21 protein-coding genes are annotated in these 21479 nt (G+C 45.9%); 7 read left to right on the forward strand and 14 right to left on the reverse strand.

Annotation, left to right across the window (positions count from 1 at the left end):
- Positions 1 to 57 precede the first annotated feature (57 nt).
- The 3 genes from LHL20_RS05440 to rarD all read left to right on the forward strand — a co-directional run bounded on the left by LHL20_RS05440 (position 58) and on the right by rarD (position 3110).
- A complete protein-coding gene (locus tag LHL20_RS05440; RefSeq protein WP_226432552.1) occupies positions 58 to 555 on the forward strand; it encodes a thioesterase family protein in 498 nt (165 codons plus the stop codon).
- Positions 556 to 686: 131 nt separating this feature from the next.
- Positions 687 to 2024, forward strand: a complete 1338-nt coding sequence (locus tag LHL20_RS05445; protein WP_226432553.1) for a magnesium transporter — start codon at positions 687 to 689, stop codon at positions 2022 to 2024.
- Positions 2025 to 2195: 171 nt separating this feature from the next.
- A complete protein-coding gene (rarD, locus tag LHL20_RS05450) occupies positions 2196 to 3110 on the forward strand; it encodes an EamA family transporter RarD (RefSeq protein ID WP_226432554.1) in 915 nt (304 codons plus the stop codon).
- Here the strand turns inward: rarD and LHL20_RS05455 are convergent, their stop codons facing one another.
- Positions 3111 to 4388 carry a GGDEF domain-containing response regulator gene (locus tag LHL20_RS05455; RefSeq protein WP_226432555.1) on the reverse strand — a complete coding sequence of 426 codons (1278 nt, stop codon included), beginning with the start codon at positions 4386 to 4388 and terminating at the stop codon, positions 3111 to 3113. It lies immediately after the preceding gene.
- A 43-nt stretch (positions 4389 to 4431) separates the two neighbouring features.
- Positions 4432 to 6603, reverse strand: a complete 2172-nt coding sequence (gene uvrD / locus LHL20_RS05460; protein WP_226432556.1) for a DNA helicase II — start codon at positions 6601 to 6603, stop codon at positions 4432 to 4434.
- 330 nt (positions 6604 to 6933) lie between these two features.
- On the opposite strand from uvrD, the gene cysE reads away from it, so the two are divergent.
- Positions 6934 to 7740: a serine O-acetyltransferase gene (gene cysE, locus LHL20_RS05465; protein ID WP_202263176.1), complete on the forward strand. Its 807-nt coding sequence runs from the start codon at positions 6934 to 6936 to the stop codon at positions 7738 to 7740.
- A 27-nt stretch (positions 7741 to 7767) separates the two neighbouring features.
- Here the strand turns inward: cysE and LHL20_RS05470 are convergent, their stop codons facing one another.
- The 9 genes from LHL20_RS05470 to LHL20_RS05510 all read right to left on the reverse strand — a co-directional run bounded on the left by LHL20_RS05470 (position 7768) and on the right by LHL20_RS05510 (position 15700).
- The gene (locus tag LHL20_RS05470) at positions 7768 to 9228 is read right to left on the reverse strand and encodes a sensor domain-containing diguanylate cyclase (RefSeq protein ID WP_226432557.1); all 1461 of its coding nucleotides are present in this window, start codon (positions 9226 to 9228) and stop codon (positions 7768 to 7770) included.
- Positions 9229 to 9392: 164 nt separating this feature from the next.
- Entirely contained in the window at positions 9393 to 10133 is a 741-nt protein-coding gene (locus LHL20_RS05475; protein ID WP_226432558.1) for an HAD-IA family hydrolase, read from the reverse strand.
- Between the two features lie 11 nt (positions 10134 to 10144).
- A complete protein-coding gene (xerC, locus tag LHL20_RS05480) occupies positions 10145 to 11065 on the reverse strand; it encodes a tyrosine recombinase XerC (protein WP_202263179.1) in 921 nt (306 codons plus the stop codon).
- A 5-nt stretch (positions 11066 to 11070) separates the two neighbouring features.
- Positions 11071 to 11766 carry a DUF484 family protein gene (locus LHL20_RS05485; RefSeq protein ID WP_202263180.1) on the reverse strand — a complete coding sequence of 232 codons (696 nt, stop codon included), beginning with the start codon at positions 11764 to 11766 and terminating at the stop codon, positions 11071 to 11073.
- Positions 11763 to 12593, reverse strand: coding sequence for a diaminopimelate epimerase (dapF, locus tag LHL20_RS05490; RefSeq protein WP_226432559.1), 831 nt, complete (start codon positions 12591 to 12593; stop codon positions 11763 to 11765). Before dapF ends, LHL20_RS05485 begins: the two co-directional genes overlap by 4 nt.
- 35 nt (positions 12594 to 12628) lie before the next feature.
- Positions 12629 to 13879 carry a diaminopimelate decarboxylase gene (gene lysA / locus LHL20_RS05495; RefSeq protein WP_226432560.1) on the reverse strand — a complete coding sequence of 417 codons (1251 nt, stop codon included), beginning with the start codon at positions 13877 to 13879 and terminating at the stop codon, positions 12629 to 12631.
- Positions 13879 to 14067 (reverse strand): LPS translocon maturation chaperone LptM, encoded by a 189-nt coding sequence (gene lptM / locus LHL20_RS05500; protein ID WP_226432561.1) that lies wholly within the window; start codon positions 14065 to 14067, stop codon positions 13879 to 13881. Before lptM ends, lysA begins: the two co-directional genes overlap by 1 nt.
- 51 nt (positions 14068 to 14118) lie before the next feature.
- Positions 14119 to 15186, reverse strand: coding sequence for an MJ1255/VC2487 family glycosyltransferase (locus LHL20_RS05505; protein ID WP_226432562.1), 1068 nt, complete (start codon positions 15184 to 15186; stop codon positions 14119 to 14121).
- A gap of 1 nt (position 15187) precedes the next feature.
- A complete protein-coding gene (locus LHL20_RS05510) occupies positions 15188 to 15700 on the reverse strand; it encodes a phosphatase PAP2 family protein (RefSeq protein ID WP_202263185.1) in 513 nt (170 codons plus the stop codon).
- Positions 15701 to 16045: 345 nt separating this feature from the next.
- Here LHL20_RS05510 and rraA point away from each other — a divergent pair, with 345 nt between their 5' ends.
- Complete coding sequence (rraA, locus tag LHL20_RS05515) at positions 16046 to 16531, forward strand: ribonuclease E activity regulator RraA (RefSeq protein WP_202263186.1); 486 nt, start codon at positions 16046 to 16048, stop codon at positions 16529 to 16531.
- Between the two features lie 87 nt (positions 16532 to 16618).
- On the opposite strand, the gene LHL20_RS05520 is transcribed toward rraA, so the two are convergent.
- From LHL20_RS05520 to mpl, 3 genes are all read right to left on the reverse strand, one after another.
- On the reverse strand, positions 16619 to 17428 hold the full coding sequence (locus LHL20_RS05520; RefSeq protein WP_226432563.1) for a S1/P1 nuclease: 810 nt from the start codon (positions 17426 to 17428) through the stop codon (positions 16619 to 16621).
- A 2-nt stretch (positions 17429 to 17430) separates the two neighbouring features.
- A complete protein-coding gene (locus LHL20_RS05525) occupies positions 17431 to 18063 on the reverse strand; it encodes a flavin prenyltransferase UbiX (protein WP_202263188.1) in 633 nt (210 codons plus the stop codon).
- 75 nt (positions 18064 to 18138) lie between these two features.
- On the reverse strand, positions 18139 to 19488 hold the full coding sequence (gene mpl / locus LHL20_RS05530; RefSeq protein WP_226432564.1) for a UDP-N-acetylmuramate:L-alanyl-gamma-D-glutamyl-meso-diaminopimelate ligase: 1350 nt from the start codon (positions 19486 to 19488) through the stop codon (positions 18139 to 18141).
- Positions 19489 to 19800: 312 nt separating this feature from the next.
- On the opposite strand from mpl, the gene LHL20_RS05535 reads away from it, so the two are divergent.
- Positions 19801 to 20775 (forward strand): class 1 fructose-bisphosphatase, encoded by a 975-nt coding sequence (locus LHL20_RS05535; protein ID WP_202263190.1) that lies wholly within the window; start codon positions 19801 to 19803, stop codon positions 20773 to 20775.
- Positions 20776 to 20910: 135 nt separating this feature from the next.
- On the forward strand, positions 20911 to 21441 hold the full coding sequence (ppa, locus tag LHL20_RS05540) for an inorganic diphosphatase (protein WP_202263191.1): 531 nt from the start codon (positions 20911 to 20913) through the stop codon (positions 21439 to 21441).
- Positions 21442 to 21479: the final 38 nt, after the last annotated feature.

Here is a 21479-nt window from a genome sequence, read left to right on the forward strand (position 1 = left end):
CGCGAGGCAGAAATAGTAGTAGTGTGGTGTAACTGCCTGTATTTAATGGAACATGATATGAACAAAGATATCTCTGCTACACCGAATAAACTCACGCACAGTGCAATGATAACGCATGTAATTGCGCTCTTTCGTGATACTATGCCGTTTAACCAGTTGCTAGGATTGAAGTTTATTACGCAAGGGCAAGGCGCCGATACACAGGTGCAATTGCAGCTTGAGTGGCAATCATCCCTCACGGGTAATCCAATGCAAAAAATTCTGCATGGCGGTGTCACCGCAACTATGCTCGATACCATTGGTGGTCTGGTAGCTATTATCGAAACCATCAAGCAAACCGAGGAAGATGCGCTCAGTGAACTGCAGGTCCGTTTGCCCACTATGGGAACGGTAGATATGCGCGTTGACTATCTAAGACCCGGAAGGGGCGAGCAATTTATCGCAACCGCATCTATTATTCGAAAAGGGAGCAAGTTGGTCGTGTGCAGAATGGAGCTTCACAACGAAAAAGGTGATCATATCGCGTTTGGCACCGGTACTTACATGTTAGGTTAATACCACTTCGCGATCACAACGTATTTCGCTGTCTTACGCCCCATCTATGGCAACTGGCCCACAAGAGAAGTGCGCAGGCGCTTTCGTCTCGAAAGAGTGCGACACAAAAGTGCTTTAACAGGAGGTGTAGCATGGCAGAGCCATTACCAGATTTAATCGAAGAAATCGTTACCGACAGCATGGGTGACGACCCCGCAACGTTGTTGGCCACCCTAAGCGGCCAAGATGACGTGTATATTGCCACTTTGCTTGAATCACTTCCTGTCGAAAAACGTTTGGCAGTGTGGGAGGGGATCCCCCGCGACCGTAAACTCGATGTGTTAGTCGAAATGCGTAGCGACCCACGTGAAATTCTTATCGATAACACACCACACAATGAGTGGGCCTCTATTTTTGCAGATATTGACGCTGAAGACTTACTCGAACTGCTAGACTCGCTACCAAAGCGTTTAGTGGATATGGCGTATGAGTCACTCGACTCGAAAGAGCGAAAATATTTTAGAGAAGCCACACAGTTCCCCGATAATCAAATTGGACACTGGGTTAACCACGAGCAATTAGTCTTGCCTTCTAATGCTAAAGTGCGTGAAGGGCTACGACTATTACGTCGAGACATTCCTCAGCACTGCGACAGTATTTTCTTGGTAAACCGCTCCGGTCAATTTTCAGCGTTAGTGAAAATCAGCCACTTATTTACCGCCCAAGATCACGTGTCGTTGTTCGATTTATCAGAAGAAACCGTAACGACCATTCAAGGTGCTGATGACACTATGAATGCCTCGATATTGGTTCAGCGTTCTGGGCTTGCCTCGCTACCAGTCGTGGATGAAAACAACAAGCTGTTAGGGCGTCTAGATGTTACCTCTGCCAGTGAGTTGGTTAATGAGTTTTATGAGCGCCAAGTGATGGCATCGGCAGGTATGGATGAAGACGAAGATTTATTCTCGCCTGTGGCGAAAAGCGCGCGCAATAGAGCATTATGGCTCGGAATAAACTTACTAACCGCTTTCTTGGCGTCGTGGTTTATAGGATTGTTTGAAGGCACATTGCAGCAAGTAGTGGCATTGGCAGTATTAATGCCCGTGGTAGCGAGTATGGGCGGCATTGCTGGCAGTCAAACGCTTACTTTGATAGTGCGAGGGCTTGCTTTAGGGCAGGTCACGCCAGCTAACTTACGCGCTCTTATGGTGAAAGAGCTCAAAGTCGGTGGCGTTAACGGTGTTATTTGGGCACTCGTCATCGGCATTGTGGCGTATTTTTGGTTTACCGATGTGATGTTAGGTGTGGTCATATGTTTAGCCATTCTCTTTAACATTGTGGCTGCGGCGCTGGCTGGTGTTTTTGTGCCCGTTATCCTCGATAAACTGAAAATTGACCCAGCATTATCAGGCTCGGTTATTCTCACTACCGTGACTGACATTGTCGGTTTTGTTGCTTTCTTAGGACTCGGAACACTTTTCCTTTTATAACTCGTCTTTCTCTAGGGCGAGCATCAACGTAAAAGCGTATCGCGCAAAGATACGCCTTTACGTCGCGTTTCCTCACCGTTTTGCCTGATAGGAAATCAAAAGAGGTTGTGTATTAGAAACGACTGATAAACAATACGCGCCTCTCGCCCTTTTTGAACGTCGGAGACTTCTTTGTCTAAGCCAACCAATGCCGCACAGGTCGGTGTCATTTGTGCAATTGCAGCCTATAGCATGTGGGGTGTTGCTCCCGTTTATTTCAAGCAACTTATGGTACTACCCGCGGCTGAAATCTTGATGCATCGTGTCATTTGGTCGGTTGTTCTACTTGTCGGGCTTATCGCGGCACTTAAGCAATGGCCAAAAGTACTGGCGGCGTTTAAAAACAAACGCGTTATGCAAATACTGTTCGTCGCAGGCCTCTTATTGGGGGCGAATTGGCTGTTGTTCATATGGGCTATTAACAATGACCATATTTTAGACGCCAGCTTGGGCTACTACATCAACCCCTTAATAAACGTGTTTTTAGGTCGATTGTTTTTGGGCGAAAGGCTTAGAAACCTGCAGCGTGTGGCAGTAGGGCTTGCCGTTATTGGCGTAGCAATTCTAGTTTTTTCCTATGGGCAGGTTCCCTGGATTGCGTTGGTATTAGCAGGTAGTTTCAGTGTTTATGGCTTATTGCGTAAACAAGTGGCGGTGGACTCTTTACCTGGCTTGTTTATAGAAACCTTAATGTTATCGCCATTAGCGCTTTTTTATTGGTGTTTCTATGGCTCTGAGTACAGCAACTTGTTTGCCAACGACACCAGCTTGAACTTGTATATTTTAGCCGCCGGCATTGTAACCACGGCGCCACTGTTGTGTTTTACCGCGGCCGCTAGACGCATCATGTATTCAACTTTGGGCTTTTTCCAGTATATCGGTCCAACGCTGATGTTTATTCTTGCCGTCTATCTCTATTCGGAGCCTCTTGAAGAAGCGCGTTTGGTAACATTCGGATTTGTATGGTGTGCACTTGTTTTGTTTAGTGCCGATTCTTTAGTGCACTATCGCAAACAAAAACAAGCACAGAAGCTCGCCGTAGAATAACTAGAGCAATGACGCCTGCTCGAGTTGTGGGGCGTCAGGTTCTTCGCACATTACTCGGTTTCGTCCAGTGTTTTTAGCCGCATAAAGCTGCTTATCGGCAAGGCTGAGTAATTTGTCAATGCGCTGGGTTTGAGTACCGCAAACACCAATACTGCACGTGACTTTAATATCGGTGCTGGGCAATTGGATGACTTCCGCTTCAACCACTTTTCTAAACGCCTCTAGTCGCTCGCAGGCTTCGTCAAGAGGCGTGTTTGGCAGATAAATACAGAATTCTTCACCACCAAAGCGGGAAATAATTTCGTCAGGAAAGTAAAACTCGATCAAAGCTGCCATCGCTTTTAACACAATATCGCCGGCGTCGTGCCCGTGTGTGTCGTTGATTGACTTAAAAAAGTCCAGGTCAATAAGCGCAAGTGCGTGATGCTGTGAAAGCAACTGATGCTGAACCGTCACCATGTAGAAAAAATGACGTCTATTCGGTAAGCCTGTAAGGTAGTCGGTGTTGGCGACACGACGAATTTCTTCAACACTTTCGATGTACTCTACGTTTTGCATCACACGGCAGAGAAATTCTTCATGGCAATAAGGCACGCGTAAAAAGTCATTCGCACCACTTTTGATAAAGTGCGCCGACATCAGCATGCCTTTACCGCCAGCAATGCCCATGATGGCCAATTGTTCTTTTGAAAAGGCTTTTCGTAAACTCGCAACAAACTGCGTACCTGTCATATCAGGCAGTGTGTTGTCAGTAATAACAAGCTTAATATTATTGTGTTCTGCCAGTCGCTGCATAGCGTCTGTGGCGGTAAGGCACTCAAAGGCCATAAAGTTGTGGCGTTGCAATAGTGACACTGTGCGGGTACGCAATAAGCGATTTGTACTCACGACAATAACGCCGGTGGATTTGTTTTTTTCTAGCCGACCAATAAGGCGGCTTAAGTAGTCGTAGTTTTGCGAATTTTCTTTTGGCACATAGTCGACGACATCGCGCTCTAACACTTTGTCGCGAATAGCACTGTCGAGTGTTTCTGTTGTGGCAATAGTAGGAATGAACGCGTTAGCAGCAAAATCGATAGCTTGACCTTGTTTGGCATCAGGCAACGAGTAGGCAACAATAGCGCACAGAAACGATTCGGGCATATTTTGTTTAAAGCGTGCACGCCCTTCAATTAGCGATGTTGCGCCCACAGGAGTAAGTCCCGCACGACGCACAAGTTTCGCAATTAATTCAAGGTTGCTTTCACCGTTTTCGATGATCAGCACGTTTTGCTGCATACATTTCAACTATGGTTTGGGCTACCTTGCCACACTTTTAGTTCTACGCTTTCTCCAGTTTAGCGTAGGCGAGGACGAGCCATTTACTGCCAAACTCATCGAAGTTCACTTGAACACGACCGTGTTCTCCGCTACCTTCGTAATTCAGTACAATGCCTTCGCCAAATTTGCGATGTACCACACGTTCACCCAACTGGAACCCCGTTTCTTCAAAGCTTGCATGTGACGTAGCTTGGCTAAAACGATTGTGAACCGGTCTCGAAATGGTTGATTTTAGTCGCACTTCTTCAACACAGTCGGCTGGCATTTCACGAATAAATCGTGACGCCGTATGATACTTATCTTGACCATATAATCTACGACTTTCTGCATAAGTTATATACAACTTTTGCATAGCACGCGTCATACCTACATAGCACAAGCGGCGCTCTTCTTCCATTCTGCCGGGTTCATCATTTGTCATTTGACTTGGGAACATACCTTCTTCAACCCCTGCCATAAACACAAGCGGAAACTCTAAACCTTTCGCGGTATGAATAGTCATCATTTGCACTGCGTCTTGATCTGTATCGGCCTGAGTTTCTCCAGCTTCAAGAGATGCGTGGGCGAGGAATGCTGCCAGCGGAGTCATTTCTTCCGCCTCTTCAGGTACAATAAAGGTTTTACAGGCGCTGACTAGCTCTTCTAAGTTTTCTAGACGAGCCTGTGCTTTTTCGCCACGTTCCGCTTGATACATGGCGTAAAGACCCGATTGCCTTATTGCCTTATCGGCTTGCTGATCCAAAGGCTCATCCAACGTGGCCTGTTCTAATTCAGTAATCAGCAGCACAAAACTTTGCATTGCGTTTAACGCGCGACCTTTGAAACCGCCTTCGTTGATAAGTAGCTGACAGGCCTGCCACATCGAACAGTTGTGGGCTCTGGCAGTGTCACGCACCTGGGACAGGGTTTTTTCTCCAATACCGCGACTGGGTGTATTAACTACACGCTCAAAGGCAGCGTCATCGTGCGGGTGGCTAACCATACGCATATAACCCAGTGCGTCTTTGATTTCTTGGCGTTCGAAGAAGCGCAAGCCTCCGTATATACGATAAGCTAAACCCTCGTGCAGCAGTGCTTCTTCCAGCACGCGCGACTGTGCATTGTTGCGATACAAAATAGCGGTATCACTTAGAGCATTACCTTGGTTAAGCCAGTCTTTAATTTTCGACACAATAAAACGGGCTTCATCAAGTTCGTTAAAACCGGCATAAACAGAAATCAGCTCACCCTGAGCATCTTCAGTCCATAGCTCTTTGCCTAAACGACCGGTGTTGTTGTCAATAACCGTGTTGGCAGCTTTAAGAATGTTCCCTGTAGAACGGTAGTTTTGTTCAAGACGAATGGTGGTTGGTTGATTAAAGTCTTTTAAAAAGTGCTGAATATTATCTACGTTAGCACCACGCCAGCCATATATAGACTGGTCGTCATCACCCACAATCATGATGTTGTTATTTTCACCGCTGCACAGCATGCGTAGCCAGGCATATTGGATATTGTTGGTATCTTGAAATTCGTCAACAAGTACCGCGCGAAAACGGCGTTGATAGTGAGCCAATACTTCTGGGTTTTTCGCCCACAGTTCATGTGCGCGTAGCAATAACTCAGCAAAATCGACGAGACCCGAACGGTCACAGGCATCTTGATAGGCCGCGTATACTTCACGCATGGTTTTTTGGATATGATCGCCATGCGTTTCTATATGCTGAGGGCGTAGCCCTTCGTCTTTATTGCCATTGATGTACCACTGGATTTGTCGCGGAGCCCAATGCTTTTCGTCCAAATTCATGGCTTTAAGAATGCGTCGAATAAGGCGGTATTGATCGTCTGAGTCAATAATCTGAAAGTTTTCGGGTAGGTTAGCCTCAGCATGGTGAGCGCGTAACAAGCGATGAGCGAGACCGTGGAAAGTACCAATCCACATATTGTGGAGGCTGCGCCCCATCAGCGATTCAATGCGGCCGCGCATTTCTTTTGCTGCTTTATTGGTAAACGTAACGGCTAAAATTGAGAATGGCGCGATGTTTTCGACTTCCATTAACCATGCAATGCGATGTACCAGTACGCGCGTTTTACCACTACCCGCGCCAGCCAATACAAGGGCATTCGATAATGGGGCTGCTACCGCTTCACGTTGTTTATCGTTAAGCTCGTCTAGCAGTCGAGATACATCCATAGTGTGACACCTATTTTAGCGATTTTTAAGACAACAAGTATTATGCCAGCTGCCTGTGAATTTATACAGTCCAGTTTTGTACCCGTTGAACCGCATGACTTGGCTTTCTGTCGTGAGCCCCAATCTTTAGTAATAACTAATAACGAAACAGTTCGATAAGTTGATCGAATTCTGCGCTTGATGGGTACAACACGAGTACTGAAACGCAGTAAACTTAGGTACACTACTTCGCACAATCCACAGGATTGTTGCTAAGTTGAATACATTCAATCGATATACGTACGAACAGCTTCTCTCTTATCAACGCTCAAACCAAATTGGACCATGCTCATGACAGCACTTTCTACGCCCATCGACTTTTGGTCGACGCTTAAACAAGAAGCGCAAGTTGTTGCCGATAGTGAACCATTGCTATCGAGTTATGTGCATGCCAGTGTGTTAGCGCATCATAATTTTGAGTCGTCATTAAGCTTCATTTTGTCTAATAAAATGGCTGATGACGTCATGCCTGCACTGGCCATTAGAGAAGTATTTGATGAAGCCTATCTACTTGAACCCGGTATCAGTGAAGCGGCGACAGCCGATATTCTTGCTGTAAAAAACCGCGATGCCGCGGTGAATGACTACTTAACCCCACTGCTGCATTTTAAAGGTTTTCACGCAGTTCAAGTTCACCGCATGGCTCACTATTTATGGGTGCATGGTCGACATCAATTGGCGCTCTTTCTTCAAAGTCGAAATTCAGCAAGTTTTGGGGTTGATATTCATCCTGCTGCACGCATTGGCAGTGGAGTCATGTTCGACCATGCGACCGGCATTGTCGTAGGTGAAACCGCAGTTATTGAAGACAATGTGTCTATTTTACAAAGTGTGACACTGGGCGGTACAGGTAACGAGTCGGGCGACCGTCATCCAAAAATACGCCAAGGTGTACTCATTGGCGCAGGTGCTAAAATTTTGGGTAATATTGAAATTGGCGAAGGTTCAAAAGTGGGCGCGGGTAGTGTCGTGCTTGATAATGTTCCGCCACACGTTACCGTGGTGGGAGTGCCTGCCAAAGTCGTTGGAAGACCGGTTTGTCAGAGTCCATGTGAGTCAATGCGACAAAACGTACTTGAAGACAACTCGCAGGTTTAAATCAAAGGCGAGCGCTGCGCGTTGGTCTCAAATAAGGGTAATGGTATTACCGCCTTTTTCTTTTGACGCGTAAAGCGCGCGATCAGCGCGCTGAATTAAGGTTTCTAGTGAGTCGTCTTGTTGCATCAGTGTGACGCCGAAGCTCGATGACAATGCGACATTGGAAACAGTGATCGCATTTATGCCTTCACGTACTCTTTCCACTAAATTAAGCGCGTTTTGTTTGCTGATATTAGGCAAAAGCAAGACAAACTCATCACCTCCGAAACGCGCAAATACATCGGTTTTACGTAGCGCACTTTTGGTCACTTGGCTCAAATTGCGCAGCGCTTCATCCCCATCAACATGCCCCAATTCATCATTAATCCGCTTAAACTTATCTAAATCGAACATGACGAAATAAAGTGAATTACCTGATTCACGACTTTGTGCCATTTCAAGTGCACTGCGTTGTGCTAAATATTCTCGTGTGTAAGCCTGAGTAAGCGAATCTACAAATACGCGGTCTTTTAACAACGCATTGTCAGCTTGTAATTGGGGAATGGCTATACCGAATAAGGCATTGGCAGCAATAACGTTTAGAGCGAATTGATACACTTTTACATAGTCCATTAAGGCGAGTGTATGCACGAGTAAAACAATACAAACGCTACTAATGGCCAGGCTGATGACATTGCGTTTTGTACTTTCCGTGCAGGCTATCCACATGTGGGTAATGGCGAGAAAAAATATAGCGAATGCACTATCGCGAGACTGCGTAATTTTTGCCAGTAACATAACCAAAACGATTAGCGCTACGTTAATCGCCACTTTCTTGAAATAGCGTGTTAAATGAGGTGACGTGTTACTGGAGAATGCCAGTAAATCTATCTTAGGCGCAGCACACACCTTCACTAAAAAGCCGGTAAACAGTGGCGCAAGTACTACAATACCGGCCATATCACCAATCCAAAAGGGTAACATGGCGTCTTTCACATCTGCCGCAGGCATTTGACTTGTGACCACAAGAGAACCAATAACGAGTTGTGTGGCAATTAACGAAGAAACGCAGCCAATCATTAAAAATGAAACGATTAACAAAGGTGTAGTAACGTCGGGTTTTCTTAAAAGGTGACCAAGTACGCTCGCCCCAGCGAAATATGGAATGATGTGGGCAATGCCAAACAAAAAGCCGCCCCACATGAGTTCGCTATTACTCAGCGGTAGGGAGTAGTGATGCCCGTTCCAAACGGTAATGGCAATGGCAGCTATCATAATAGGCACGAGCGCGCGCCAACCAATCACTAAAAAGCATGCAAGTGTATAGCCAGCAGCAGGAAACCACACGCTGGCGTGTTCAGTGTATTCAACTAAGCGTCCAATTTGCCACACTGCAAGCCAAGATAGGATAAGAAATACGTCGCAATATAGCCCAGACATGGGCTTAAATGGCCACAGTGAACCACCTCTCTGTGTATGCTCATGTACACGGGTGATTGATTGATCCACATTGGGCGCATGTTGCGACCTTGACTTCGAGACTGCTGGTTTTTCCATGAGGACACAAAAACGACGACATCAATTTTCAGTGTATAACGGGTGAACAAAGAAATCTATACGCCCTACGGATGAGGCTTATCGACCTTTAACGTATCGCAAAAGGTCGGAAATCGTTATACAAATTGAACGAGTTCCTGTAACGAATCAAGCTGAACGTGCGGTAATACTGATACTGGTTCTAACGACAACTGCATAGGACGGTTACAGGCAAACCACGCTGATTGATAGCCTGCATTAATAGCGCCCAGCACGTCTTTAATGACGTTGTCCCCCACATGTAAGATATGCGCTGGTTTTACTTTCAAACGCGACGCTGCTTCATTGAACATGTCGGCAGCGGGTTTCATTGGGCGCGCCACACTGGCATGTAAAATGGTCTCAAAATAGCGGTCTAGCCCGACTTTTTGCGTGTTTACATTGCCGTTAGTGATACCAACGAGCGGTAGATGCTGACTCAGTTTATCGAGTGTGTCATGAACATCGTCTGTCAGCGCAAAGTCACTTCTAGCGTCGTAAAAGCAATGAAAACAATCATCAACAGCAGTACGTAAGGCTGCATCTTGGGTAGGGTTAACTGATAACGCATTCGCAGGTGTGCCAGATAACGCAGCGCTCAGCACAACACGACGTAATTGGCCCATGTCAGATGCAAGACGAGGATTTTTAGCGATGGCTGCGCGTTTGAGCTCAAGCCAGTCTTGTGGTGTAAGGTCAGCTGCCTTGCGATGATGTTGAGCTATATGAGATTGAAGAGCTTGCTCGGCTCGACGAATAATGGGCTCGTTATCATAAAGCGTATCGTCGAGGTCGAAGGTCATGGCCTTCACGTTGTTCAACGATCTAAAAAACTGCATGGTATGGGCCTTTATTTTTTGTGTGCGCGCGGATGCGTGGCATCGTAAACATTAGCGAGGTGCTGAAAATCAAGGTGGGTGTATACCTGCGTGGTAGATAAATTGGCATGACCCAACAATTCTTGAACCGCACGTAAATCGCCGCTCGACTCTAGTACGTGTGTTGCAAAAGAATGGCGCAGTTTGTGAGGACTGACTTTCTGCGACAGCGACTGAGCCTCGGCCATCTTATTTAGCCTATTCGCCACTTGCCGGTTTGAAATACGTGTTTTCCGCTTGCTGACAAAGACAGCGCTCTCATACATTGATGCGTAAGCGGGGCGTACTTTAAGCCACGCATTAAGGGCTTTTTGGGCTTGCCGGCCAAGGGGCAATATTCGTTGTTTACTGCCTTTGCCCATCACTTTTACTGTGCCATCTTTCAGGCAATCAGCTAAGTTTAATCCGGTAAGTTCACTTAATCGCAGGCCACACCCATAAAGCAACTCGAACATGGCGATATCCCGCAACTGCATACCCTCGTCATCATCACTACTTTGTGGTGTGGCGTTGAGCAGCTGTTGCATTTCATCAACGCTGAGTTGCTTGGGGAGGGGCTTGCCTTGTTTAGGGGCTTGGATCCCTTCAACAGGGTTACTAAATAGTTGTTGTTGGTCAATGAGATATTGACAAAAGGTTCGTAAAGCCGACAAGCGAAGCGCGATACTACGCGCGCTGTGACCGGACATTTTCGCATCTGCCATAACGCGTTTTATATCACTTGGTGTAAGCCCAGACCATTCGTAAAGCCCAAGTAATTTGGCGACTTCTGTTAGCTGACGCCGATAATTTGAAAGCGTATGAGGTGAAAGCCCGCGCTCTACTTGCAGATGGAGAAGAAATTTTTCCAGCCAGTGCTGACAAGAATCACTAATGAGAGCGTCCGTAGACACGAAATTTAGTATCCCATCATTTCAGGCAAGATGATATTGAGCACTTGCTGAAGCTGTTGGAGAAGTAGTGTATCCATGTCTGGTGTGAAGTGGCTTGCATCGCTACTGCTAATACCCAAAATGCCAAGGTCGCGATTATCGCCCAGTAACATTAATGCAACTGACTCAGCGGGGCTTTCTGAGAATAACAACTGGCGCTCATGCTGAGAGAGGCGGCCAAAAAAGAAATTGGTGTTCTTAAAGCGTTTTTCAGTAAACAAGCGTCTCTGCAGCTCAGGTATTGCGTGAGGACCCTTGAAGCTTTTAATAACGGCAGAGGATAGCTGTAAGCGCTCTTGCAGAACGTCTTCAAGCGTAAACTGCACTTCTGCCACGCTTTCACAACGTAACAACTGAACGTTTAAGTCTGTATAAACGCGGTATATTTTTTCATTCTGCTTAGCAATGGTGACCAGTTGCGTGAGCTTGTAATTAAGCTGTCTGACTTTCTTACGCAACTGCTCGCTTTGAATTTCAACTAACGACACGCTGCCTTTATGCTCGTGCGGTAGCTTTATCTTTTCAAGAAGATCGGGATACTGAGCAAAAAACTCAGGGTTTTCTAACAAGAAGGCCCTAACATCTTCAGGTGACAAACCTGAGGTGTCTGTAAATGGCTCTATGATTTTCGTGGCGCTAGATTGCCCTGATACATCGCTCATAAATTTATCGTTCCATCGTATACGTGTTCTGCTGGGCCTGTCATTTTAAGTACATTGTCTGGCCCTGGCCAACGAATACGTAAGCTGCCCCCGGGTAAATCAACCCGTACATCTTTGCTTAATTTACCCTGTATTTGGCCAATTGCAACTGCGGCGCATGCGCCACTGCCACACGCAAGGGTTTCACCCGAGCCACGCTCAAATACGCGTAATTTAATGTGCGAGTCGTTTAAAATTTGCATAAAACCGACGTTGACACCTTCAGGGAATCGCTCGTGTTTCTCAACCAAAGGGCCGATTTCGGCTACATTGGCAGTGTCTACATCGTCTACTTCCATCACGCAATGGGGGTTACCCATAGAGGCTGAACCAATAAACAGGGTACTTTCGCCCACGCGCAGTATGTAGGTATTTTCTTGTTTATTTGCTTTAAGCGGAATATTGGCAGGCTCAAACTCAGGTTTGCCCATGTTTACGGTTACCTGACCATCTTTTTCGAGGTACAGCACCATTTTGCCCGCTTTTGTACTTACGACAATTTTATTGCGATTAATAAGCCCTTTCTGCTTAACAAAACGTGCAAAGCAGCGCGCGCCATTACCACATTGTTCCACCTCAGAGCCATCTGCATTAAAAATACGATAATGGAAATCTTGTTCGGGATCATAAGGGGGTTCAACCATCAACAATTGGTCGAAACCAATGCCAAAGTTTCGGTTTGCCAATTGTTGAATTTTTTCTTTTGAGAAAAATACATTTTGCGTAACGTTATCAATCACCATGAAGTCGTTACCCAAACCGTGCATTTTTGAAAATTGAACCTGCATTAACAGCGCATCTATCTTATTTATTTGACCCTAGTTTACGGAAGTTTGTACTCACCTTTCCAGAGATCTTTTTGATTTTCTCTTTCTCGTACCACAATTGCCTTGTCACCATCGACCATAATCTCAGCGGGACGGCAACGGCTATTGTAGTTTGAGGCCATTACAAAGCCATAAGCACCGGCACTACGCACCGCAAGTAAATCGGTGGGCTCAATGGCTAACTCTCTGTCTTTCCCTATAAAATCACCCGTTTCACATACTGGGCCTACTACATCGTATTTACGTGACGTAACGGTGGCTTCTTGTTTTACAGGGATAATTTTTTGCCATGCTGAATAAAGTGCTGGGCGCAGCAAGTCATTCATTGCAGCATCGACAATTGCAAAGCTTTTCTCTTCGCCTTCTTTAATAAACTCAACTTCGGTGACTAAAATACCCGCGTTTGCAGCAATGGCGCGACCAGGCTCGAGTATCAGCTTTAAATTCTCACGGCCTACCATTTTCTCAGCCATTGCTTGTGCATAGGCTTTGGGATGAGGTGGTTGCTCTTCATTGTAAGTAACACCAAGTCCACCGCCTACGTCTAAATGCTCAATGATAATACCGCGCTCCGCAAGTTCATCAATGAGTACCAGAAGACGCTCTAGCGCATCTACAAAAGGACCAATTTCCGTCAACTGAGAACCAATGTGGCAATCCATACCGACCACATTTAAGTACGGTAGGGAAGCAGCCAGTTCGTAAGTTGCGAGTGCGCGTTCTCGCGCAATACCAAACTTATTGGCTTTAAGACCCGTTGAAATATACGGATGCGTTTTCGCGTCAACGTCGGGATTAATGCGCAACGAGATGGGGGCTTTAACACCAAGCTCACCAGCAACTTGGTTAATTCGATGAAGTTCAGGCTCAGACTCTACATTAAAGCACATAATGCCTTGTTGAAGTGCGTAACGAATCTCGTCATGTTTTTTCCCTACACCTGAAAAAACCACCTTACTTGCATCGCCACCCGCTTCAATAACGCGAGCAAGTTCACCGGCCGAAACAATGTCGAAACCTGATCCTAGTTTGGCCAATACACTGAGAACACCAATGTTTGAGTTTGCTTTTACCGCGTAACAGACAAGATGCGGGTGCTCACCAATAGCGTCATTAAATGCGTGCCAATGGCGTTCAAGCGTCGCACGAGAATAGATATATACCGGTGTTCCGTGTGTGGCAGCAATGTCAGAAACAGCCACATTTTCAGCGTAAAGCTGCCCTTCGCTATAGGCAAAGTAATCCACTAGTTCAGTTCTCCAGATGTAGATGCAGGGATGGTGTTATCGCGCTCTGATGATGTTGTTGAGGTTGGCGAGGTCGGTTGAGCAGATTCGTTTTGAACAGGCGCCTCTGGAATGTATAGGGCACCCTTATAGCCACAACCACCTAATGCTGTGAGCGTTAACAGAAAAATAACCGATTTTTTTAACACGAAAAATCCCGCGAAGAAGACGACAAATGCCGTTATCATCGCATTGCGGCGTCAAATTGCAAGAGCCAATAATCGTTCTCGTGTTTTATCGCCATACTGCACGTTTTTCCATAGTGCATCGCACAGGCTTTGCGTGTCGCTAAAGTCACCTTTTTTAAGCCAATCAATTAGCACATTTGGGTCGTCGGGAAAGGCGATGGCTTCATTATCTGGCGCTTCAAGCCACTCTTCAACAATGTCTGTGTCCAATTGAAACAACGTCTGGCATAGGTCAAGCTGGTTTAGCGTAAGAACATTCGACAATTGTTCAAACTGGCCATGCAGCGGCTTGATCAACAGCTTCTTTCCTAATTGTAATGCTTCGCTGGATAGCTCAAAACCACCATTGGCGATAACCCCACTACAATGTTGCAGTGACTTTTGGAATGCGTTTTTAGACGTTGGACTCCAATGAATGTGCCCCGCTTCTCGTTTTTCAGGCATATCGGGATGAAAGCAATGAAACTCTTGGTCACTTAACGGCTCAAGCATCTGCTGTATATCGTCGATATCTTCAAACGGCAAGTATACCAGCACGTGGCCTTTGGCCGGAGAAAGCGCTGGTTTATCAGACACAAATGGCGGAATGATAGGCTGATTGAAATGATACCAGTGCACCCCTAATTGAAGTTGTGTAGGAGCGAAAATTTTCATAAGTAGGGTATCGAAAATGGTATTTCCACTTTTAGGCACATCGTACGAAAACGCCGCTTGATGACTGATGGAAATAGACGGTATGGCTTGTCGTTTCGCTGCCCAAGCAGTGACAGGTTCAAAGTCATTTACAAGCAAATCATAACCGCTGGCATCAAACGCTTTGACATCTTTAACGAATTGCCCCACTTTCGCATTGCGCAACGTGGCCACTTTATCAACCTTGCCGCCTTTAGTAATAAAGCTAAGCCCGGCGAAGGTGCGATAGTCACCAAAAATGTCCATATCAAAGTACTTTTCTGGCGCTCGGCCAGTAAAGACAAAATCGACATCAATATCGTCGCGATGCGCCAACGCTGCCGCCATAATTCGTGCTCGCGCAATATGACCGTTACCGGTGCCTTGCACGCCATACAATAATTTCATACTACCCCAAAATAGAAATACTCAGTGATGCAATAGTGATACCCAATAACGTACCTGCAAATACATCAGACGGATAATGCACACCTAATAGAACCCGTGATAGTCCAATTAGTGCTGCCCAGCAATACGCGAGCAGAGCGAAAGGCGGGTAATAGTGCGCCACTATACTTGCCATTAACCATGCGGCTGCAGTATGTCCAGAAGGAAGAGAGAATTTGTCTGAAGGCGTGACATGTGCTGTTAAATTCATTAGAAAATCGCAAGGGCGTGGGCGCTTGAACATTTTCTTAAGCAACACATAGATAGGTAACTCCAGCGCATATGCCATCAGCGCTGTATATAGGAAAAGCTCTCCATGCTCTGGCTCAAATGCCCACAACAGCATGCCGATAACGAAGTACAAATAGCCGTCGCCAGTTTTTGATAACCAGATAATACTGCGACAGTCTCTTTTTAGTGTCAGTTTGTAGAGGCGATAAAATAGGTCGGTGTCGACCTTAGTCAAGGATTTCATTAGCATCGCCTTGTCCTCTATCGGTTAATTACTGCACAGGCTAAAGTGGGTCTGTGACCAGTGGGTGACGGAAAAAAGAAACTTTTCTTACATTTTCCTTTTTATAACTGGTGCGACAAAAAGTCCGTGAATAATCACCGTATTGTTATTCTCTAAAATAGTACTAAGCAAAATCTAAGCAAAATTTGTGCTCAATGCAGACTGAAAATATGGGGTTTGCGTTATTTTTTATTAAAGTCAAAAATTCGATGAATCGCTATAAATCAGTCGTTTGCAATAGGCTTTTTAATGCTATGCTAGACTTAGATTTTCATCTTTATCTCTCTATTCAACAAAGGCGGAATAATGGAATACAACACATCTGAACTATGTGATTTGTTTGCAGATAGCGTAGACGTCGTCGACCCAATTTTTGCAAGCTTTGGTGGTCGCTATTCCTTTGGTGGGGAAATCACTACCATTAAATGCTTTGAGGATAGAGGATTAATTGATCGCGTTCTCGCACAGCCTGGAGCGGGTAAAGTACTTTTGGTTGACGGCGGTGGTTCAACGCGCCGTGCTTTGTTTGATGCAGCCTCTGCGCAAATTGCCATAGATAACGACTGGGAAGGTGTTGTCATTTATGGCAGCGTGCGTGAAGTAGACAGTTTAGCTGAGTTGGATATTGGTGTACTGGCAGTTGCAGCTATTCCCGTTAATGCCGAGGGGGAAAGCATAGGTGAGGTAGATTTACCGGTTAATTTTGGGGGCGTTACGTTTTTGCCCGAAGACCACCTTTACGCCGACAGCACAGGTGTAATCTTGTCTCCAGAGCCACTTGATTTAGATTAGGCTGTACGCCATTCCTTTTTACCCAGATAGTCGCGTGATTATGGTTGTCCTGTACCCGGTATTAACCTTGTACAGGACATAACCCACTTATTGATTGGCTTCTTCGAATACTTTATTCAAATACATAGCAATACGAATGCCGGCCATTTGTATGCGCTTTTGTGCAGTGGGCAAGTTGTTGTAGAGGTAATCGTAGCTCATGTTGTTTGCGTTATCTGGGTAGATAGTGTCGCGTATCTCAGTGCTCTCTTTAATCCACTCTAGTACGTCAGTACTCGCCCAACTACGGATGTCTTGTGGCGTGATACTACGCGTTAACTGGGCTGTCCACTCGGTGTAAGATAGACCGCGTTGCTCTAACATTTGTGAGTCCCATACGCGATGTAAATTGGAGTCTTGCCAGAAAAAACGCACCTTAACATCGTTCCCACCGCGATCAGTGCCATTTCCGGCATGAAGGGGCTGATGCAAATCGCCAATAATATGCACGATAAACTGCAGCGCTAAGCGCTTTTCATCAGTTGTTGCGCTCGGGTCTTTAAGGGTATTGGTGAATTGCTCTAACGCGGTAACGGCATCCCCCTCGTCAGGTGCGCCCACTTCAACGTAGGTTTTACCTTCAGGTACAGAAACATAGTGCCAGGGGCCTGCGGTTTTTTGCCAGAACTCACTTGGGTCCGAGCGCATTTCATCTGCATGTGTGGATGCTTGTGCAAGAGAACTGTTAGGTAACAGCTCCATCATTGCCGCTTGAGACAATGGGCTTAGGTATTGCTGTGCAATAGCACCGGTTACGCGATGACCTGTTTGACCCCAGCCAAATGCAGGTGATGCAACACCCGTGGCAAGTAACGTTCCTAGCGCAACGGCGCAAATCCTGTTTGCAAACGCGAACATGGTTATTCCTCTGAATGTTTAGCGGTTTGATAACCCCATCGGGCCACCAACGATTGTTCTATTGAAAGATGATCTAGTATACGCGCCACCACGAAGTCTACCAAGTCGTCTATTGTTTGCGGGTTGTGGTAGAAGCCCGGCGCAGCTGGCATAATAGTGGCGCCCATTTGTGACAGTTTGAGCATGTTTTCTAGGTGAATTGACGACAATGGCATTTCACGTACCACCATTATTAACTGCCCACGCTCTTTTAACACCACATCTGCAGCGCGCTCTATAAGGTTGTCACTGGCACCAATACTTATCGCTGATAAGGTGCCTGTTGAACACGGACAAACCACCATCTTCGATGGCGCCGCTGATCCTGACGCGACGGGAGAAAACCATTCTTCTTTACCAAATACTCTAATTTGGTCAGGCTTGGCGCCGCAATGCTGGGTAAAAAATGCGGCCGCATCTTCTGGGCGTGCGGGTATTTTTACGTTTTCTTCGGTAGCAAACACCACCCTTGCTGCCGATGATATCAACACAAATACTTGATAATCAGCATTCACCAAAGACTGCATTAATGTAAGTGCATAAGGCGCACCGGAGGCGCCTGTGATAGCAAGTGTCACTTGCTTGTCGTGTTTCATTTGTTTACCTCTGAGACTGTCTCTTTGTCATTAATTTCGACATTTCAAGTCAGGTTCTCTTAAGTTATAGCCTATTTAGCAATCCTTTAGTGCAGACAAGATACGTCCGTGGATCCCTTCAAACCCGCCGTTACTCATCACTAAAATGTGATCGCCGGGTTTTGCTGTGTCTTTTAACGCTTGCACAATATGTTCAACGTTTTTGTAGCAATGAACTGGGGCACTACTATGCGCTGCAGCATCAACGAGTGACCAATCCATTCCACTAGGCTCGAATAAGAAAACGTCGTCTGCTTTTTGCCACGAATTAGCCAGTGTGTTTTTGTGAACACCCATTTTCATTGTATTAGAACGCGGTTCTAATACGGCTAAAATGCGCGCATTGCCCACTTTTTTGCGCAAACCGTCTAGGGTGGTTTCGATAGCGGTGGGATGGTGTGCAAAGTCGTCATACACCGTAACTCCGCTAACGGTGCCCTTGACCTCCATGCGACGCTTCACATTTTTAAACGTCGATAACGCTTTAATGGCATCAGGTAAGGTCACGCCTGCGTGATGACTACTTGCAATTGCCATTAGCGCGTTGTCGACGTTGTGTTTGCCCATCAACGCCCACTCGATTGTACCTACCTTGTTGCCATTGTGGAGCACGTGAAACGCACTGCCATCTTTATTGATAAGTTCACTGTCCCAGGTTTTGCCCAACGATTGGCGTGAGGACCAACAACCGCGCGAGAGCATATCTTCGATAGCTAAAGTATTATTGGGCGTAAGAATCAAGCCATTTTCAGGCACCATGCGCACCAAGTGGTGGAATTGGGTTTGTATGGCAGCTAAATCGGCAAAGATATCCGCGTGATCAAACTCTAAGTTGTTTATCACTAACGTTTTAGGACGGTAGTGTACAAACTTTGAACGCTTGTCGAAAAAGGCGCTGTCGTATTCATCAGCTTCTATAACAAAAAAGGGGCTTTCTCCAACGCGGGCTGATACGCCAAAATTCTCTGGCACGCCGCCAATCAGGTAGCCAGGTTTTAATCCTGCAAACTCTAGTATCCATGCCACCATGCTGCTGGTAGTGGTTTTTCCGTGTGTGCCTGAGACACCAATTACCCAGCGATCTTTAAGCAAGTTATCAAGCAACCACTGTGGACCACTGGTGTAGGGCAAGTTACGATTTAACACGTATTCAACGGCCGCGTTGCCTCTAGACATCGCATTGCCAATAACGACCATGTCAGGTGCTGGTTCAAACTGGCCAACATCGTAGCCTTGGGTTAATTCAATACCCAACGCCTCTAGTTGGGTACTCATTGGCGGATACACGTTGTCATCAGAGCCAGTAACTTTGTGGCCTAGTGACTTTGCAATGGCGGCAATGCCACCCATAAAACTTCCACAAATGCCTAAAATATGTACATGCATAGTGCATTCTCAACGAATTGTCATGTGATATGGATACTGTATCAGAACCTTATTAGTGAGGGATAATGCAATTTAGTAAACGCTGCATTGTTTGCCCGGTAAGGTATAGAAAGCATTGTCATACTGGTATGGTGTGTGAATGCATCACCATTAGCGTGTTTCACTTCACGTCGAACGCGGTTACAATCTATACACAGGCAATGCGCTTTACAAACGCAGTGTTCTGTATATGTCAGAAGCGATAAGCCGGTAAGGAAAGCTGTGCACCTTTTGACATAAAAACCCTACATACGAAAAAAAGGCTTACATTTAATGAAACGTTTAAACTCCCAATTGCAACAAGACGGTGCGCCGCTTGAGCTTATTTTGCTCATTCGTACACTGCTAGCGGGTTGTAAAGAAATATCTTTCCGCGTGAGTCAAGGCGCATTAGCAGGCGTTCTGGGTTCAACTCTTTCTGAGAACGTACAGGGCGAAACGCAAAAAAAGCTCGACGTTATTTCAAATCACATCCTAAAAGATACGCTAAGAGAGTCTGGCTACGTAAAAGCAATTTCGTCTGAAGAAGAAGACGATGTTGTGCCGTGTAACCCAGAAGGAAAGTATCTTGTAAGCTTTGACCCATTAGATGGTTCGTCAAACACAGAGATCAACAGTTTAATTGGTACCATTTTCTCCATTACACACGCGCCTCAATGGATGGAACCTGACGATCCGTCAGCCTTTTTGCAGCCGGGAACGCAAATGGTGGCAGCAGGTTACGTTTTGTATGGTCCTTCGACAATGCTAGCGTTAACGACAGGTCGTGGAACGCATATTTATACGCTAGATAAAACCCACGGTGGTTTCTTGCTTACTCATCCAAACATTCAAGTGCCAGAGCAAACAAGTGAGTTTTCTATTAATGCGTCTAATCAGCGTCATTGGGAGCCATCAATGCAAGCTTACATCGCTGATTTGCTTGCAGGTAAAGAAGGCCCGCGCGGCAAAAATTTCAACATGCGCTGGGTTGCGGCTATGGTGGGTGATATTCACCGTTTATTGTGTCGCGGCGGTATCTTTATGTACCCTTATGACAACCGTGATCCATCTAAGCCGGGTAAACTGCGCTTATTGTATGAAGCAAACCCCATGGCATTTCTGATGGAGCAAGCGGGTGGTAAAGCAGAAACCGGAACCGGACGAATTCTTGAGGTAATGCCAGAGGAAATTCACCAACGAGTGCCTTGTATTATCGGCTCAAAAGATGAAGTTGATATGTGCGTTAGCTATCGAGATAAGCACTAAATAGCATCTATAGCGGCAAAATTTAGCGAAATTTAAAGAGATTACTACGACAACAGTCGTAAACCGTTTTTATTTTGCCGCACTCACCGTATACTTAGCCCCAAATTTCTAATTTATCATTGAAAGGATCAAAGAATGAGCTTGAGTGCTATTCCTGCTGGTAAGAACGTGCCAGACGAAGTAAATGTAATCATCGAAATTCCAGCGCACGCTGACCCGGTGAAGTACGAAGTAGACAAAGATACTGGTGCATTATTTGTAGACCGTTTCATGGCTACTTGCATGCACTACCCAACGAACTACGGTTACGTAAACAACACCTTGTCTGAAGATGGCGACCCAGTAGACGTACTAGTAATGACACCTTTCCCTCTACTTGCGGGTTCTGTTATCAAGTGTCGTCCAGTTGGCGTACTTAACATGACTGATGAGTCAGGCAAAGATGCAAAGGTTCTTGCTGTTCCAGTAGACAAGCTTTCTACTATTTACCGTGATGTTAAAGAAATTGAAGACTGCCCACCGCTTCTACTTAAGCAGATTGAGCACTTCTTCGAGCACTACAAAGATCTTGAGCCTGGTAAGTGGGTTAAAATTGACGGTTGGGCGAACGCTGCAGCTGCAAAAGAAGAAATTACCGCAAGCATCGCGCGTTTCGAAGCAGAATAATTCACGCTTCATCGAATTGATGTTAAAAAGGGCTGGTG

Source organism: Alteromonas sp. McT4-15 (assembly GCF_020515205.1).
Classification (GTDB): Bacteria; Pseudomonadota; Gammaproteobacteria; order Enterobacterales; family Alteromonadaceae; genus Alteromonas.

Excerpts from the sequence above, each read along its gene's own strand:
- LHL20_RS05475 (WP_226432558.1), bottom strand. The coding sequence starts at position 10,133 with ATGCAGTTTTTTAGATCGTTGAACAACGTGAAGGCCATGACCTTCGAC.
- LHL20_RS05525 (WP_202263188.1), bottom strand. The coding sequence starts at position 18,063 with ATGAAACACGACAAGCAAGTGACACTTGCTATCACAGGCGCCTCCGGT.
- LHL20_RS05440 (WP_226432552.1), top strand. The coding sequence starts at position 58 with ATGAACAAAGATATCTCTGCTACACCGAATAAACTCACGCACAGTGCA.
- LHL20_RS05505 (WP_226432562.1), bottom strand. The coding sequence starts at position 15,186 with ATGAAATTATTGTATGGCGTGCAAGGCACCGGTAACGGTCATATTGCG.
- mpl (WP_226432564.1), bottom strand. The coding sequence starts at position 19,488 with ATGCATGTACATATTTTAGGCATTTGTGGAAGTTTTATGGGTGGCATT.
- LHL20_RS05445 (WP_226432553.1), top strand. The coding sequence starts at position 687 with ATGGCAGAGCCATTACCAGATTTAATCGAAGAAATCGTTACCGACAGC.
- LHL20_RS05510 (WP_202263185.1), bottom strand. The coding sequence starts at position 15,700 with ATGAAATCCTTGACTAAGGTCGACACCGACCTATTTTATCGCCTCTAC.
- LHL20_RS05455 (WP_226432555.1), bottom strand. The coding sequence starts at position 4,388 with ATGCAGCAAAACGTGCTGATCATCGAAAACGGTGAAAGCAACCTTGAA.
- dapF (WP_226432559.1), bottom strand. The coding sequence starts at position 12,593 with ATGCAGGTTCAATTTTCAAAAATGCACGGTTTGGGTAACGACTTCATG.
- rraA (WP_202263186.1), top strand. The coding sequence starts at position 16,046 with ATGGAATACAACACATCTGAACTATGTGATTTGTTTGCAGATAGCGTA.
- LHL20_RS05535 (WP_202263190.1), top strand. The coding sequence starts at position 19,801 with ATGAAACGTTTAAACTCCCAATTGCAACAAGACGGTGCGCCGCTTGAG.
- LHL20_RS05485 (WP_202263180.1), bottom strand. The coding sequence starts at position 11,766 with ATGAGCGATGTATCAGGGCAATCTAGCGCCACGAAAATCATAGAGCCA.
- ppa (WP_202263191.1), top strand. The coding sequence starts at position 20,911 with ATGAGCTTGAGTGCTATTCCTGCTGGTAAGAACGTGCCAGACGAAGTA.
- uvrD (WP_226432556.1), bottom strand. The coding sequence starts at position 6,603 with ATGGATGTATCTCGACTGCTAGACGAGCTTAACGATAAACAACGTGAA.
- cysE (WP_202263176.1), top strand. The coding sequence starts at position 6,934 with ATGACAGCACTTTCTACGCCCATCGACTTTTGGTCGACGCTTAAACAA.
- LHL20_RS05520 (WP_226432563.1), bottom strand. The coding sequence starts at position 17,428 with ATGTTCGCGTTTGCAAACAGGATTTGCGCCGTTGCGCTAGGAACGTTA.